We start from the raw sequence: 14,559 nt of genomic DNA on the forward strand, positions 1-14,559 counted from the left end.
ATTGAGACATTTATGTATGGTGTGCGTCGATTTTGAATACTCAAATAAATGGGATTGAAATGGCGATCTTTTACGAACCGAACTTATGAATGGGTTCACAGGTATCGCTCCTCTCCTAAAATAAGTTCCTTCTTATCCAATTATAGCAAATCATTTCCATTATAAATAAAGTATAATAAAATCAGTACTTTTATCCTGTATCATACATTGATTCTAAAGTCTCAATAACATTAAGGGTGCTATAAATGATAAGAACCACCTCATTGGCGACTCTTGATATGCTGATCAATTAATTCCTTTGATAAGTCCATGACCTAATGTATTATCAAAGCCTCATTCTCCAAGATCAACAGACCGTCTCACGAATCATATCTATGATAAATATCAGACGTTAGATTAATATTAGACTGACGAGTCGCAAAAAAATTGCAATTACTGTCAATAAAAATCCAACCTAAAATTTATTATCCATCATCATCTTGACCTTCATATGTAACCTTTCTTATCAAAAAGGCCACCCTTAATGACAGTGACCCATTCCCAAACTTTTTCTGACTTTCCTTGTCCGGCGAAAACTGTTTAAGTGAAAGGCTTTTGGTCTATTGTGCTTATTTTTAATTCTCCTTTCTTTCTTTTCTTTCCTTCACCAAAATGTACCAACGTTTTATAAGCTTTGGCCCTGAATGCTTGGATCATTTGTCGCTGTCCCGATTGGGTTATCAATCGCATCCATGTCATTGACGTTTCCATAAACGAATTGCTGATTAAAAATGCCTATATGAAAGCCTATTCCATAAGCACTTTTGCCGTAGTAGGTCCATCCAGGCAAATTAGTTTCCCCAACAGAAACAGACGAATTCCGTGCCTGTGAATTAACATTAATTGATCCGAGACTAAAATTAATAGCCACTGTACCTCTCTCCTTTACTTTGTGCCAAGGAAACTCTCTCTTAATTTCTCATAAACGGGACGGGTATCCGATGATCGTCATATTTAAGAAACTGGATTGGCCGTGCGGCTCTAACCTGTCTTTAAACTGACATGACCTTTCAGGTTAGGAATTACAATTATTATATGGGACATGGCTTGGGCGTGTGCATTTATAAGCGGGCCATTTGGACGTTTGGCCGCCAATGAAACCATTTCAAAAAACATTTAAAAAATGGCTTAGTTTATGAAAAGGCCACTTCAATGCGAAGTGACCCCCTTTGACTATTAATATCGTCTATTTATCTTTTTTGCAGCGATGGGCTACACTGCAGCGTTTATTAGTTAATATAAGCGACACCAACGATGATTAACAAGATAAATAGAACGACGATCAAAGCAAATCCTGCGCCAGCACCATAGCCGCCGTAGCCGCCAAAACCGCCGCAGCCGCAGGCACCGTAGCCGCCAAAACCGCCGTAGCCGAAACCACCAAATCCCATGACTTCACCTCCCTTGAGAGGATACATTATAGCTTATGACATTTTATCCTTTGTGTGTGGACACTCATCTCTATTAAAAACGTTTATTGACTTCCTCAATCAGTCCATTTATCCGATCGTCAGGCGAGCCTGTCCATGCCTGTCCATCTTAAAGAAATTACAGACACTTGCCCATTTATATTTTCTAAATGTATAAAAAAACAGCGGCGGCACATATTAAAAAAGAATATATTGTTTGGAGGTATCAGCATGGGACGAGATAAAGTCAAAACGCAAATGCCTAAAGCTCAGCCAGTGCAGCCGAGTCAGGACATCAAACAAGCTGCAATGAACAAAAAACAGCCTAAGGGCACTTCGGAGAAATAAGGCTTATGTATAATGAAGGCTTCCGTTTATAGCGGGAGCTTTTATTTATGATGTGAGGTCAGCAAGGAGCAATATGGCCTCAGGTCATCAAACGGCTGTCCCGAGACATCTTTCTTCACATTTAGTGCAAGCGCCATTCACTTATTAGCCTTTAATTTTTAATTCTTAGGGAAGCCGGGCTGGTCCCACATAATATCCCGATCATCAATGGGAGTATCGAGGTGATCATTATCCATAACCATATTGATGTTCCGTACAATTTCGTGCTTCTCTCCGCCAATACTGCCTAATCCGGAATTTGCTTTACTATGCGAACTCCATCCGAATTGACGATTTGTGCCGTTGAAGACACCGCTTGAGGCACTCATTGATCCTACACTCAGTGACTTAAAGGAGATTTTCAATTCTGGATCAAGTGTTTGGGGCATAGTCATAACACCTTCCTTAAATTATTTCAAAATATCTTATGCCGAAGAGCCCATCTTAGTGTATGGAAAAAACAAGACATACAGACTTGCAGAAAATAATAAAGCGCCGTATATTAGCGCTTTAACCTTGATTATTTTGTTTATCAGTTCTTTTACATCATTCATTAACGCTTTGTTATTTTCCCTAATGATAATCTCTATACCTTGACGAAGACGTTCAACATCAATGGTTCCGCCTGAATTTAAAACATACCCGTCAATTAATCTGTCCAATGCCGCTTTCTCTATGCCGTATTCTTTTTCCATCAAATATTCTCTCCTCTCAAACCGAATGTTTCATTTCACTAAATAATATACCCATCATTCCGTTCTTTTAATGTATTACCCAGAAAGTCTTCTCTTCATACCGGATCGAGGCGGCAGTACATAAAGGTTAGGCGGAAGATATTCAGCTGCAATCAAAAAAACAAAAAATCCTGACTGCTTGCAGAACAAAAACAACAAGATGTTAGAAAAATGTCACCATCTCTAAACTCTTTCTATCCCTCCGCATGCTATCATTTAATACATCATTAAAATATAGCCTCTAAATATGAGAGCCGAGGAACGGCAAGGAATGAGAAAGAATGTTTAATAAAGGCGAAAGAGCTTTGCAAGAAAAGTATGGTACATCGAAACAAGCGTATGCTTTTTACAATAATCAAATACTAAGCTATTTAAACGATGTGATGATTCGTTTTATAGCTAAGCAAGAGATGGTTTTTATTTCAACTTCGGATAGCCGGGGACGATGTGATTCATCCTTTAGGGCAGGATTGCCGGGGTTTGTTAGAGTCATCGATTCGAAAACGCTCATATATCCCGAATACCGGGGAAATGGCGTCATGGCAAGCCTCGGAAACATATATGAAAATCCGCACATCGGTATGATGTTCATCGATTTCTTCGATAGTACCGTCGGACTGCATGTGAATGGCACAGCCAGTATTGCGGAAAACAACGAATTAAAGCACCGGGTTCATCTCGATCCAAGTGTCGAAAAAGACATTGCAGAAAAAGAACAAGACAAACCGCAGAGATGGGTGATTATATCCGTTGAAGAAGCCTATATCCATTGCTCTAAACATATCCCGCTATTACAAAAAGCCAGTAAACATATTGATTGGGGAACAAATGATATTTCCGCAAAAGGCGGAGATTTTTTTAAAATAAAAAATGAAAAAAGGGCGCCGAAAAGTCAGTTACCCTGACTTTTCGGACAACCCCTTATAACTTAATTTTCTCCTCATATACAGTGAACTTATTCATAGCATCCCTGTTAATGTTGTAGCCTATGCCGGGTTTCTCCGGCACTTCAATTTCACCATTTTTTACTGTCACTTCCGGATCAATAATATCTTCCTCCCAATAACGCGAAGAACCTGCGGTATCACCGGGGAGCGTGAATTGCGGAAGTGTTGTTAATGCGATATTGTGGGCCCGGCCAATGCCTGCTTCCAGCATTCCCCCGCACCAAACAGGTATACCTTTTTTTGCGCAAAAGTCATGAATTTGCTTCGAAACTGTAAGACCGCCGACTCGGCCGATTTTAATATTGATCACTTTACATGCACCAATATCAATCGCTTTCCTTGCATCTTCTAATGAATTGATGCTTTCGTCAAGGCAAATCGGCGTCTTCATCTGCTTTTGCAAAACGGCGTGGTCAATCATGTCATCATGAGCCAAAGGCTGTTCAATCATTAACAGGTTGAAATCGTCAAGTTTTTTTAAATGCTGGCTATCTTTCAATGTATAAGCCGAATTTGCATCGACCATTAGCGGAACATCGGGATATTGGCAGCGGACAGCCTTTACAACATCTATATCTTTCCCCGGTTTTATTTTAATTTTAATCCGTTTATAGCCTTGGTCTAAGCATTCTCCGATTTTTTTGATCAGCGCTTCAGAACTTGGCTGAATACCGATACTAATGCCTACATCAATTTTGCTTTTTTCTCCGCCTAACGCTTTATAGAGCGGCTGGTTCTGTTCTCTGGCATAAAGATCCCACACTGCGCCTTCAATTGCAGCTTTCGCCATGTTATTTCGTCTGATTGGGGCAAACCGCTCAACTAAATCATCAGGATGATGGATGGGCGCTTTTCTCAATAATGGGATTAAAAAGTCCTTTATGATATGTTCGTTTGTTTGAACCGTCTCTTCTGTATACCAAGGAGATGAAAAAGCAACGGATTCTCCCCAGCCGCTGACCCCCGATTTGCCGACAATCTCAATGACGAAAAAATCCTTATTAACAAAGCTGCCAAAGCTTGTCGCAAAAGGACTTTTTAATGTCATGTTTAGTTTTCTTAAAATTATACGGTCAAGATGCATACCATCCTGTTTCCCCTTTCAAATCATAAATCTAGAAGCTGTTTTTTCACAAATATGTAATGATGAATAGATTGATGATCAAGATGTTTTATCACTTGAACGCCAACAAAGCCCTTTGATAAAAGCGCCTTGAAAATTTTTCTCGTTTTTAAGCGCCAATCCAGAGCAAGGTCCAGATCGCTCTTTTTTATTTCTTGAAATTTTGCGGGAACGGGCACGAGCCATGTATCCTTTTCTTCTATTGATTCAAGCATACTGTTTTCGACATCATCAAGGCAAGGCAATGGTTGATTTCCTTTAATATTAACAAGAGAAGGGATATCTTTGGCATACTTTTCTTCAATGGTGAAATCATTGTTCACATGACCGCTGTTAATCCGCCATTCAACTCGAAAACGGTCGCTCGGCAGGCTGCCGTTCAATGCATCATCCATATCACCGTATAAATGTTCCGTATAGTCAGCTGCAATCCCCCGGCATTTTGAAAGGTTTAAATATGCATTTAAGCTTTCAAGCGGATCAAACGTCCAAGTGATAAGATTGTAACCTCTATCTAAAGCGACTGTTTGCTGTTTTTTCTTTAAAGAAAATCCGATTCCCTTTTTCTGAAAATCAGGATGGATGCCTGTCATATGTGAACAGAGATAGACTTGCTGATTGGAAAACCCAGGAAAACCATAATTGAATCCGACCATTTTCTCATTGTCATAGGCTCCTAATATAATACCGCCGTTCTTAGCAACGGTTAAAGTTTGATGCGTTGGCAATGGCGGGGTTCCCCAAACTTTCTCTTCCAGTATCGCCAATTCCTTTAATTCCTCGAGGCTTTGTAATTCTTTTATTGTAATCGATGTCATTAACCCCATTCCTTTACTTATGGTTATACGGAAATCATTATACACTTAACCCCATGCTGCGAAAAACACCCAATCATGAATAAAAAAACATTGAAAGCAAAGAATGGCGCATCAAGATTTTCATTAAAATAATGAAAGAGACAGCGGCTAGAAAGCAAACGACCCTTTAAACACGATACATTTGTGGTATTAGATTTACCAAAGAAATCTCCGAAAAGGTTATGAAAATAAAGTCAATTCTTAAAGATGAATTCTATATGAATCTTCCTGCTGAAATCACAGTAGCTGGTTCAAGTGGTGTTGGTATACTCGAATGTGATCAAGATCCCACCGAATTATTTTCAACCTTAAAGGAATTTGCTTCAAAAACAACACCGATAAAAGCTTTTTTTGGAGAAGTTATGCAGTTTCCATATACTAATATTTTCTTTTTTTCACTACAAAATAAAAAACCGTTCCGTGAACTTCATGAAGAAATAACAAAATCGAAAATCCATTTTTCAGAAAATCAATTTCCTTATAAACCTCATTGCACCCATATTCGGCCAAATTCGCCGATATAACCACCAAGAATTTATGATCTTGCAGTTGGTAAAATTGCCAACTGCGAAAAATCCAAAAAACCCGCGTTACTACAGTATTTTTAGTAGGTTAATAAGCTTGTTACTCTCACTCTATATATAGAGCAAGCATTGTTACCCTTCCTTTATAAAATTTTCTCTTCGAATTTGCCATCAAGGTAATCTAAAATAATTATATATGGTTAATTTGGTCTAAATGAAGTATGTACTCCTGGTAAAACTTTATATCGTCTAAAATTTAATGCATATGCCTTGCCTGAAAGGTATGCAACTCCACCGTTATTTTTTTCATCTTTACAGAACCGCTAGCCGTTGAATGTAAAGCCCCTAAACGACCCAATGGTACATCTCTCTTAAACCCAGAATGATATCTTAGTTTTACAGTACCTATAAATTTATACGGCCATGCTGTAGCGGGCTTAACAGACCAATATACAATCCTGCCTGAATTACCTGCTACAATACTTGCTCGTCCCCCATTCCCGATAACTGATGAACGCGGCATAATTTTATTCTCATATGCTGCGACACTATTAGGATTATTAAAAATAATATCAGAAACCTCTGGATCATCCCCGAAACTTCTAACAGTAATGTCATCATCCTTATAGACAATTACCTTTTTGGGATAATGCATCTAATTCCTGATCAGCTTTGTCTTTGGCAAACGTTGGATTAGTAACTAAAACCAAAGAAAAGATCATGACAAGTGTGGATAAAAAATTTTTTCTCACAAAATTCCCCTTTTACCGATGATTTATAATATTATATATAATGTACCATAAAATAAAACTGTGGGGCGGTTTACTTTGAAAAAAAAATGATTATTTTAGGGACTTATTAAAAGGACATTGTAAAGTTGATAATATTTCTCCTCGAAAACCTAGATTTGAAAATCTTGAGGACCTAGTAATTATTCATGTTAAAAATCATTTGAAAGAGGGGGTAGATTTGGAGTGCTTTAAAATTTTAAATTACATTCATCAAACAGTTGTGCCTTTAGGTATAAAATTCGATCAACAGCTATATTTATATCCAACTGGAAATAGATTAGATAGGGTAGCGATAACCTTTAACAAAAATGATTATGAGCTTCTAAACAAGAAACTAGAAAAAGGAGATATATAAGTAACTAATAAAATTTGTTTCAACTTCAACCAATCGTCTGTTCGTGATTTTCTCTCCTTCTTTTTCATTATAGGGCTTTCAATTGATGCTGCTAAACAAATGAAATTTTACCGAAACAACTGTAGATAAGCCACACTGCTAGTTTACATCATGCGCGTTATCAGAACTGATGATGAAAGCTTGCTTTATACCGCAATCGGGTCATTTTGTTGGAATAAGAAACAGAGCCATGGATGTTAAAAAATCAAAATGGCAGTGTATAGTCAGGTTGACATTATATCAAAGATGAGATGAAAGGAAGAAACTCCAATGACAAGGCTTGAATTGCAGTTGTATGACTATAACGAATGGGCAAACAGACAAATTTTTAACCGACTTAAAGAGCTTTCAGAGGATGTTTACCGTCAAGAAATTCAAAGTGTATTTCCATCAATATCTCATGTTTTGGCTCATGTTTATCTTTCTGATCTTGGATGGATAGAAGTTTTTTCTGGTAAAGACATGAACCATGCATTGATGTTGCAAGAGCAATTAAAAGATGAAACAGAGTTAAAAGAATTAAAGGAAATGGAAGCAATGTTCCTTAAACTATCAGAACGATACAAGTTGTTTTTCAGTCAATTGGGTGATTCAGACAAACCACTTGAAATTAAGAATCCAAATGGTGACTTAATGGAAACTAGTGTGTTTGAACAAGTGCCCCATGTCACGAACCATGGAACATATCATCGTGGCAATATCACTGCTATGTTACGACAGATGGGCTATGCTTCTGTTCCTACTGATTATGGTCTTTATTTATATTTGAAACAAACGGGCGCGATTGTAGGAAAGGACTTTAGTTAACATAACGCATCTTAGCGGAACAAATGAAAAGAAAATTAGTCTGATAATTTAAAACCACGATCTCGTGATTTCTTTTGATTTTCAGTGACATTTGAATGTTGCTTAAAAAGGATAATATCGTGCTATATATCATAAAAAAACCTTTTATTTTCGATATGGCATAAAGCGATCAGGGGATGAGTTAACCGGTCGCTTTTCTTTTTATATAAAGTAACGAAAGTAAGTTCTGGGGGTTCTCAGAGAAACCAGGATGCCTTTTCTCACTAGTGATCGCCAGATAGTCCTAATGTCATATCGTATTTTCCGCTGTCAATCGTTCATCAAATCCCACTGATGCTTTAATTTCTCCCAATCTCTTCTTGCTTTCTGTTTATTTGAAACGGCTAAACTGATCTCCAGATTTTCAGTTAAATTTTCTAATTTCTCCCTATCTTCTTTATGATAGTTTGACCGGACATACATCCAATTGTCCAAAAATCTTCTCGTCTCTTCTTCCGCTTGGCTCCATGTTCCAGCATTTATTGCTTTTCCAGATTCCCGTATATTTTGATTGAGTTCGCTTATTCCAGGACCTCCGCACCCGGCTAAAAATATGCAGATTAATGCCCCGTACATAAAGTTTTTCATTTTATTCACTCTCCATAAACTGCTGGATTTTCTCAATGAAACATAAAATATTTGGGTAAAATGAAATCAGGAGTGATTGTATGTTGAATTTTGCTTTCAGATATATTTGGACACCGATTGCTGTTTTTGTTTTAGGTTACATTCTTTTAAGATTAATGGGCAAAAAAGCCGTATCTGAGATGACGGGTTTCGAATTATTATCGGTCTTAATCTTAGGTACCGCTATTACAGAACCGATTGTTACAAAAAGGCTCGGCGTTGCCTCTTACTATTCAATTGCCATTGCGGTCCTTTATCTTATCTTCTCAAGATTAAGCCTTTATAATCCTTTAAAGCGCATATTAAATCCAAGCCCGACTGTTTTGATCAGGCACGGAAAAATTGATGAAAAAGGATTAAAAAAAGAAAAACTGACTGTTGAGGACCTGCTGGCAAATCTGAGAATTAAAGGATATTCCAAAACGAGCGATATTGAGCTGGCCACTATGGAGGATGTTGGACAAATCAGCTTTTTGCCAAAGGCGGATGCAAGACCTGTCCAGCCGAGTGATTTTCCTTTAGTCACTAAACCAACTTTTATCAATATCCCGATCATTATTGACGGCACTATTATTGATCATAATTTAAAGTACCTTAATTTGGATCGCAGCTGGCTGTTATCACAGTTAAATACTTACCAATTAGGTCAAGAAGATATAAAGAACATCACTCTCGCCACCTATAATCAAGAGGGAACGCTGGACGTTGACACAAACCATAGTCCTGCTCAAAATCAAGGCGCCTACAACTATAAGCCAGGGTCAGAGAACTAGAAAAAATAACTCCCCTCAAGCATCCAGATTCCTTTTTTGATCTGTCTGCCTAAAGGGGAGCCTATCAGATATTGCGGGGAGGTTTTTCTTTACTCACCATCTGCTCGCGGCGCACTCGCAAAACCAATCTCCCGATGAGCACCGTCACAAAACGGTTTGTTGGATGATCGTCCGCACCGGCATAGTGAAACGGCTTTTTTCGTTTCAAAAGCATGTCCTTCCGCATCTACGAGATCAAAAGAGCCAGTAACAACCAAAGGACCGTTGTCATTAACTTTAATATTTGCTTCTGCCATCATAAGCACCTCCTGAAAATATTTTGCGCAGGACTTCACCTCAATAAACAATCATCCATTATTTATAGGACATCTGGTTTTAAATAACTTAATCATCGTTAACAAAGGCCGCCTTTTTCAAAACGGCCTTTTAAAAACAGGGAATCCTTCGTAAAAAGGCAAATAAAAATTTTTAGTAAATGCAAGCTGCCCCTACAATAACTAACAAAATAAATAAAACAACGATGAGCGCAAAACCTCCGCCGTATCCTCCAACATATCCCATACCATCAACCCCTTTGAAAGATATGTTACTATCATATGGGCTTAATGGCATTTTGACATGGCTGACTTAAAAACACATGGCTTCAAGCTTCTCACAGCGGCGGGATTTACGTTAATACTTGTAAATGAGCCGTTTTCTTATGGATGTATCTCACAAGCTCTACGCTGATATCGTACCGCAAAAACGGCGTGATTAAATAAATGCCGTTGAAATAGTTCAGAGCGGCATCAATTAAATGCTTGGCGATAGCAATACCTTCTCTTACAGCATTTTCGCGGTCATTTCCCCATTGCGCCATTTTTTCGCGGACGGCATTCGGCAATTGAATGCCAGGGACTTCATGATGCAGGAACTCTGCATTACGAGAACTGACCAAAGGCATAATGCCGATGTAGAATGGCACATCAAGATGTTTTGTAGCTTCATAGATGTCTGCTATTTGCTGCTCGGAATATACCGGCTGCGTCATAAAATAGTCAGCGCCTGCCTTAATTTTTCGTTCAAGACGGCGGACCGCTTTATCTAAATGGTGAACATTAGGGTTGAACGCGGCACCCACAGAAAAAAATGTTTTTTCTCCTAACGGCTGTCCCGAATAAGAAATCCCTTGATTAAATTGTTTGCATAATTCTATTAAGCCGAACGATGAACAGTCATATACAGAGGTAGCACCGGGAAAATCACCGATTTTAGTAGGGTCTCCGGTAATCGCCAGAACCTGGTCAATCCCTAATGTATGCAGCCCCATCAAATGGGACTGCAAGCCGACAAGATTGCGGTCGCGGCATGCAATATGTACAAGCGGACGTATATTCAATTCGTTTTTAATGCTGACAGCTGCGGCGACATTGGAAATTCTCGGTGTAGCCAATGAGTTATCCGCCATTGTTAAAGCATCTATCCCCGCTTCCTTTAAGGCCTTAGCCCCCTCCATGAACCGGCCGAAATTAAGGTTCTTCGGCGTATCCAACTCAACAATTACTGATGCCCGGCTGCGAACGATTTGGTTTAGTCCCGGCTCACGCGTCTCATTGTCAGACTCTCTTACGGCAATCTGCTCTATCTCTTGTTTGATGACTTTATGATTAACCGGTGAATAGTTTGACAAAGTGCGGCAAATAGCTTTAATGTGATCAGGCGTTGTTCCGCAGCAGCCGCCGATTAATCGTACACCCTGTTCAGCCAGCGCTTCAGCGTTCTTCGCAAAATAATCCGGTTCAGTTCGATACCTCAGATGGCCGTCATGATATTCTAATAGTCCGCCGTTAGGATAAGCGGAAAGATATGAGTGCTCGGGTATCGGAATATTTTCGAACGATTTAACCATATAATGCGGACCAAGCCGGCAATTTAAGCCGACAACATCGGCTCCGTCAGCTTCCAGCTTTCGAAAGGCTTCGGAAACAGGCATTCCGTTTTGCAAAACCCCGGGCTCATGAACTGATAATTGCGCAATAACAGGCAATTCAGTCTCTTTACGTGCTATAGCAAGCACTTCTGTCAATTCCTCAAAATCATAGTAAGTTTCAAGTATAATACCGTCAACATTCTCTTCCATCAAAACAGAAAACTGCTCAATAAAGCTTTCTTTTATATCGCTTAAATTCACCCTTTCCTTTTCGACGCCGCGAATCGCGCCGATCGTCCCTAATATGTATGAACGGTTGCCGGCTGCTTTTCGGGCAATACGGACGGCTTCTTTATTTATCGTTTTCACATCCCGTTCAAGCCCGTATCTCGCCAGTTTTAAAGCATTGGCTGCATAGGTGTTGGTCTGAATTACCCGAGCGCCTGCGTCTATATAGGCCATATGAACGTTTAATACTTGTTCAGGCTCGGAAAGATTCAATTCTTCAAAGCAGCGGTCAATGCCGTTGGCATACAGCATCGTCCCCATTGCACCATCAGCTATTAGAATATTAGTCTTTAATTCATCTATCAAGCCCATCGGTCAGCCCCCTATTCCGATTTCACTTAATCTTTCAACTGCGGATAACGCCTTTGCAAAGTCTTTAATCAAATCATCAGGATCTTCCAACCCGACGGAGAAACGTAAAAGGCCATCCGTGATTCCTCTTTTTTCCCTCTCTTGTTTAGGCATAGCCGCGTGCGACATTTTTGCCGGATAAGACAATATAGATTCAACCGCGCCAAGACTGACTGAAAAAACAGGGATTTCAGCATGTCTTTTAAAGATCCGGACAGACTGTTCATCTTTTAGCGAAAAGGAAAGAACAGCGCCGGGGCTTTGGCTTTGCGCTTCATGAATATCCCGGTCCGCATGATTGTCTAAGCCGGGATAATAGACTTCCTGAACAGCCGAATGACCGGATAAAAATTCAGCTATTTGCTGCGCCGAGCGAGAAGATTGCGCCATGCGGACGTGAAGTGTCTTTAACCCTCTTAAGACAAGCCAAGAATCATCAGGACTCAGCACCGCGCCAATTGTATTTTGCAAAAAATAAATTTGCTCTGCGATTTCTTTATGGGCTGCTACGGCCAAACCGGCAACACAATCACTGTGCCCGGCAATAAACTTCGTGGCACTGTATAAAACCACATCGGCCCCAAGCTCTAACGGCCTTTGCAGCACAGGCGTCATAAAAGTATTATCAACAAAGGTTAGACAGTCCTTTTCTTTTGCCAATTTCGCGATTTGTTTGATATCAGCAATCTTCATCAAAGGATTTGATGGGGTTTCTATATATACAATCTTTGTATTGTCTTTGATGTTTGCAGCGACTTCTTCGATATGAGACATATCAACAAACGTATAATCAACGCCAAAGCGCGGGAGCACTTTAGTGACAAACCGGAAAGTTCCCCCGTAAACATCCTCGGAAATCAATAAATGATCGCCTTTGGAAAGAATCATGAGCGCTGTCGAGATTGCCGCCATCCCGGAAGCGAAGGCAAACCCTTTATAGCCGCCTTCCAGTTCCGCGATAACCTCTTCAAGCGATTCCCTGGTCGGATTTCCCGAACGGCTGTAGTCATACTTTCCATACTTATCAAAATCGAATTGGTGGAAAGTGGAGGTGCGGTTGACAGGAACGCTGACTGCCCCTGTTAATCCATCAACCTTTTGAGCATTATGCAAGAGTTTCGTTTGCAGCTGATACGGCTGTTTCTTCATGATTTCCAACCCCTCCTTTTGCTTTATTAAAGGCTTGATTCAGGTCTTTAATTAAGTCATCCGCATGTTCAATGCCGACGGAGAAACGAAGCAGGCGGTTGCAAACACCTTGTTGAATGCGAATATCTTCAGGGATATCTGCATGGGTTTGCGTTGCCGGATAAGTAATAAAACTTTCTATTCCGCCCAAACTTTCAGCAAAGGCAATTAACCTTAAATGTTTTAAAAATGGATTGACCCATTCTTCTTTTAAAAGCCGAAAACTGATCATGCCGCCGCGTCCCGGATATAAGACATCTGTGACGGCTTCGTGGTTTTGCAAATAATCTGCAAGTTTCCGGGCATTTTCTTGGTGCTGTTTCATTCTTAAGCTGAGTGTCTTCATCCCTCTCATGACAAGCCAGGAATCAAACGGCGACAAGACGGCGCCGGCAGCATTTTGGTAACTTCCTATTTTCTCAGATAAATCCTTGCCTTTCGTTACAATTAAGCCCGCCAAAACATCATTATGGCCGCCGAGATATTTTGTAGCGCTGTGAATGACGAGGTCTGCGCCTTCTTCAATCGGCCGCTGCAGCAGCGGTGTATAGAATGTATTGTCGACGACAAGCATTAATTCATATTTTTTCGCTATTTCGGCAAGCAATGAAATATCCGTTTCCTGCATAAGCGGATTGGTCGGGGTTTCCACAAAAATCGCCTTTGTTCGATCATTGATCAGTTTTTCTGCCTCATCCGGACATCGACACGCATTATAATGAAATTTAACGCCCCATTTATTGCTGCAATCCTCAAATAAACGGTAGGTGCCGCCGTATAGATCGGCCGAGGCAATGACTTCATCCCCGCTCTTAAATAATGATAGAATCGCCTGAATCGCAGCCATACCTGAACTGAAAGCAAAGCCTTGATCTCCGCCTTCGAGCTTTGCAATAGCTGTTTCTAATTGATCTCTTGTCGGATTTTTGGTTCTCGTGTAATCATACCCCGTAGACTCCCCGATTCCCTTATGCCTGTATGCTGTTGAAAAATAGATCGGCGGGCTGATAGCACCGGTCTTTTGGCAGCTGCGGCTCCCGATTTGAGCTAATAGTGTTTCAATGTTTTCTCTAATCAATGAAATTCCCTCCCTGTAATCCAGAAAAATGGCAACTATAAAACACAGGCAACGGCAACATACAAAAAGGCAGACCATCAAAAGAGGCCTGCCGTCTGCTCAAATGACTTTCTTATCTATCAAAGCATATGAAATGCTCTGCAGGAATTGGCACCTTGCCCGCACTCAGGAAAATGCTGTTCTGAGTGCCGGGCAGGTTGCCGGGCGTCAAAGGGCCAGTCCCTCAGCCACTCTTGATAAGAGTTTCGAAAACTATTCAATTTAGAATGAAGTTTCAGAAAGTATAAATAAAAA

General features: G+C 40.1%; 17 protein-coding genes and 1 riboswitch. Of the genes, 4 read left to right on the plus strand and 13 right to left on the minus strand.

The genetic code is table 11. The annotated features are described in order from the left end of the window. Window positions 1–664 precede the first annotated feature (664 nt). The 4 genes from JOD45_RS14720 to JOD45_RS14735 all read right to left on the minus strand — a co-directional run bounded on the left by JOD45_RS14720 (window position 665) and on the right by JOD45_RS14735 (window position 2,530). Entirely contained in the window at window positions 665–910 is a 246-nt protein-coding gene (locus JOD45_RS14720; RefSeq protein ID WP_205004670.1) for a hypothetical protein, read from the minus strand. A 358-nt stretch (window positions 911–1,268) separates the two neighbouring features. After that, on the minus strand, window positions 1,269–1,430 hold the full coding sequence (locus tag JOD45_RS14725) for a YjcZ family sporulation protein (protein WP_205004671.1): 162 nt from the start codon (window positions 1,428–1,430) through the stop codon (window positions 1,269–1,271). 524 nt (window positions 1,431–1,954) lie between these two features. Beyond that, on the minus strand, window positions 1,955–2,224 hold the full coding sequence (locus JOD45_RS14730; RefSeq protein ID WP_205004672.1) for a hypothetical protein: 270 nt from the start codon (window positions 2,222–2,224) through the stop codon (window positions 1,955–1,957). A 36-nt stretch (window positions 2,225–2,260) separates the two neighbouring features. Then, the gene (locus tag JOD45_RS14735) at window positions 2,261–2,530 is read right to left on the minus strand and encodes a hypothetical protein (RefSeq protein WP_205004673.1); all 270 of its coding nucleotides are present in this window, start codon (window positions 2,528–2,530) and stop codon (window positions 2,261–2,263) included. A gap of 320 nt (window positions 2,531–2,850) precedes the next feature. Between JOD45_RS14735 and JOD45_RS14740 the strand changes: the two genes are divergently transcribed. Beyond that, window positions 2,851–3,474 carry a pyridoxamine 5'-phosphate oxidase family protein gene (locus JOD45_RS14740; RefSeq protein WP_205004674.1) on the plus strand — a complete coding sequence of 208 codons (624 nt, stop codon included), beginning with the start codon at window positions 2,851–2,853 and terminating at the stop codon, window positions 3,472–3,474. A gap of 16 nt (window positions 3,475–3,490) precedes the next feature. Here the strand turns inward: JOD45_RS14740 and menC are convergent, their stop codons facing one another. Continuing rightward, entirely contained in the window at window positions 3,491–4,564 is a 1,074-nt protein-coding gene (menC, locus tag JOD45_RS14745) for an o-succinylbenzoate synthase (protein WP_380896991.1), read from the minus strand. Window positions 4,565–4,623: 59 nt separating this feature from the next. Next, complete coding sequence (locus tag JOD45_RS14750; RefSeq protein WP_239549305.1) at window positions 4,624–5,457, minus strand: GNAT family N-acetyltransferase; 834 nt, start codon at window positions 5,455–5,457, stop codon at window positions 4,624–4,626. Between the two features lie 221 nt (window positions 5,458–5,678). Between JOD45_RS14750 and JOD45_RS14755 the strand changes: the two genes are divergently transcribed. Continuing rightward, window positions 5,679–6,020 carry a 2'-5' RNA ligase family protein gene (locus tag JOD45_RS14755; RefSeq protein WP_205004677.1) on the plus strand — a complete coding sequence of 114 codons (342 nt, stop codon included), beginning with the start codon at window positions 5,679–5,681 and terminating at the stop codon, window positions 6,018–6,020. Window positions 6,021–6,276: 256 nt separating this feature from the next. On the opposite strand, the gene JOD45_RS14760 is transcribed toward JOD45_RS14755, so the two are convergent. Next, entirely contained in the window at window positions 6,277–6,675 is a 399-nt protein-coding gene (locus JOD45_RS14760) for a hypothetical protein (RefSeq protein WP_205004678.1), read from the minus strand. Between the two features lie 800 nt (window positions 6,676–7,475). Here JOD45_RS14760 and JOD45_RS14765 point away from each other — a divergent pair. Beyond that, complete coding sequence (locus tag JOD45_RS14765; RefSeq protein WP_205004679.1) at window positions 7,476–8,012, plus strand: DinB family protein; 537 nt, start codon at window positions 7,476–7,478, stop codon at window positions 8,010–8,012. Between the two features lie 309 nt (window positions 8,013–8,321). On the opposite strand, the gene JOD45_RS14770 is transcribed toward JOD45_RS14765, so the two are convergent. After that, on the minus strand, window positions 8,322–8,639 hold the full coding sequence (locus JOD45_RS14770; RefSeq protein ID WP_205004680.1) for a hypothetical protein: 318 nt from the start codon (window positions 8,637–8,639) through the stop codon (window positions 8,322–8,324). Between the two features lie 80 nt (window positions 8,640–8,719). Here JOD45_RS14770 and JOD45_RS14775 point away from each other — a divergent pair, with 80 nt between their 5' ends. After that, the gene (locus JOD45_RS14775; RefSeq protein ID WP_205004681.1) at window positions 8,720–9,451 is read left to right on the plus strand and encodes a DUF421 domain-containing protein; all 732 of its coding nucleotides are present in this window, start codon (window positions 8,720–8,722) and stop codon (window positions 9,449–9,451) included. Between the two features lie 89 nt (window positions 9,452–9,540). On the opposite strand, the gene JOD45_RS14780 is transcribed toward JOD45_RS14775, so the two are convergent. From JOD45_RS14780 to JOD45_RS14800, 5 genes are all read right to left on the minus strand, one after another. Beyond that, the gene (locus tag JOD45_RS14780; RefSeq protein WP_205004682.1) at window positions 9,541–9,747 is read right to left on the minus strand and encodes a CDGSH iron-sulfur domain-containing protein; all 207 of its coding nucleotides are present in this window, start codon (window positions 9,745–9,747) and stop codon (window positions 9,541–9,543) included. Between the two features lie 172 nt (window positions 9,748–9,919). Further along, window positions 9,920–10,012 (minus strand): YjcZ family sporulation protein, encoded by a 93-nt coding sequence (locus tag JOD45_RS14785; protein WP_205004683.1) that lies wholly within the window; start codon window positions 10,010–10,012, stop codon window positions 9,920–9,922. Between the two features lie 106 nt (window positions 10,013–10,118). Then, window positions 10,119–11,960 carry a bifunctional homocysteine S-methyltransferase/methylenetetrahydrofolate reductase gene (locus JOD45_RS14790; RefSeq protein ID WP_205004684.1) on the minus strand — a complete coding sequence of 614 codons (1,842 nt, stop codon included), beginning with the start codon at window positions 11,958–11,960 and terminating at the stop codon, window positions 10,119–10,121. 3 nt (window positions 11,961–11,963) lie between these two features. After that, a complete protein-coding gene (gene metC, locus JOD45_RS14795) occupies window positions 11,964–13,148 on the minus strand; it encodes a cystathionine beta-lyase (RefSeq protein WP_205004685.1) in 1,185 nt (394 codons plus the stop codon). Continuing rightward, the gene (locus tag JOD45_RS14800; protein ID WP_338056107.1) at window positions 13,105–14,262 is read right to left on the minus strand and encodes a methionine biosynthesis PLP-dependent protein; all 1,158 of its coding nucleotides are present in this window, start codon (window positions 14,260–14,262) and stop codon (window positions 13,105–13,107) included. Before JOD45_RS14800 ends, metC begins: the two co-directional genes overlap by 44 nt. A 112-nt stretch (window positions 14,263–14,374) precedes the next feature. Continuing rightward, window positions 14,375–14,508: riboswitch (SAM riboswitch) on the minus strand. Between the last annotated feature and the right edge of the window lie 51 nt (window positions 14,509–14,559).

The organism is Scopulibacillus daqui (genome assembly GCF_016908855.1).
GTDB lineage: Bacteria > Bacillota > Bacilli > Bacillales > Sporolactobacillaceae > Scopulibacillus_A > Scopulibacillus_A daqui.

Coding starts and splice junctions, on each gene's coding strand:
- JOD45_RS14725 (WP_205004671.1), bottom strand. CDS start 1,430: ATGGGATTTGGTGGTTTCGGCTACGGCGGTTTTGGCGGCTACGGTGCC.
- JOD45_RS14730 (WP_205004672.1), bottom strand. CDS start 2,224: ATGCCCCAAACACTTGATCCAGAATTGAAAATCTCCTTTAAGTCACTG.
- JOD45_RS14735 (WP_205004673.1), bottom strand. CDS start 2,530: ATGGAAAAAGAATACGGCATAGAGAAAGCGGCATTGGACAGATTAATT.
- JOD45_RS14740 (WP_205004674.1), top strand. CDS start 2,851: ATGTTTAATAAAGGCGAAAGAGCTTTGCAAGAAAAGTATGGTACATCG.
- menC (WP_380896991.1), bottom strand. CDS start 4,564: ATGACATTAAAAAGTCCTTTTGCGACAAGCTTTGGCAGCTTTGTTAAT.
- JOD45_RS14750 (WP_239549305.1), bottom strand. CDS start 5,457: ATGACATCGATTACAATAAAAGAATTACAAAGCCTCGAGGAATTAAAG.
- JOD45_RS14755 (WP_205004677.1), top strand. CDS start 5,679: ATGAAAATAAAGTCAATTCTTAAAGATGAATTCTATATGAATCTTCCT.
- JOD45_RS14760 (WP_205004678.1), bottom strand. CDS start 6,675: ATGCATTATCCCAAAAAGGTAATTGTCTATAAGGATGATGACATTACT.
- JOD45_RS14765 (WP_205004679.1), top strand. CDS start 7,476: ATGACAAGGCTTGAATTGCAGTTGTATGACTATAACGAATGGGCAAAC.
- JOD45_RS14770 (WP_205004680.1), bottom strand. CDS start 8,639: ATGAAAAACTTTATGTACGGGGCATTAATCTGCATATTTTTAGCCGGG.
- JOD45_RS14775 (WP_205004681.1), top strand. CDS start 8,720: ATGTTGAATTTTGCTTTCAGATATATTTGGACACCGATTGCTGTTTTT.
- JOD45_RS14780 (WP_205004682.1), bottom strand. CDS start 9,747: ATGGCAGAAGCAAATATTAAAGTTAATGACAACGGTCCTTTGGTTGTT.
- JOD45_RS14785 (WP_205004683.1), bottom strand. CDS start 10,012: ATGGGATATGTTGGAGGATACGGCGGAGGTTTTGCGCTCATCGTTGTT.
- JOD45_RS14790 (WP_205004684.1), bottom strand. CDS start 11,960: ATGGGCTTGATAGATGAATTAAAGACTAATATTCTAATAGCTGATGGT.
- metC (WP_205004685.1), bottom strand. CDS start 13,148: ATGAAGAAACAGCCGTATCAGCTGCAAACGAAACTCTTGCATAATGCT.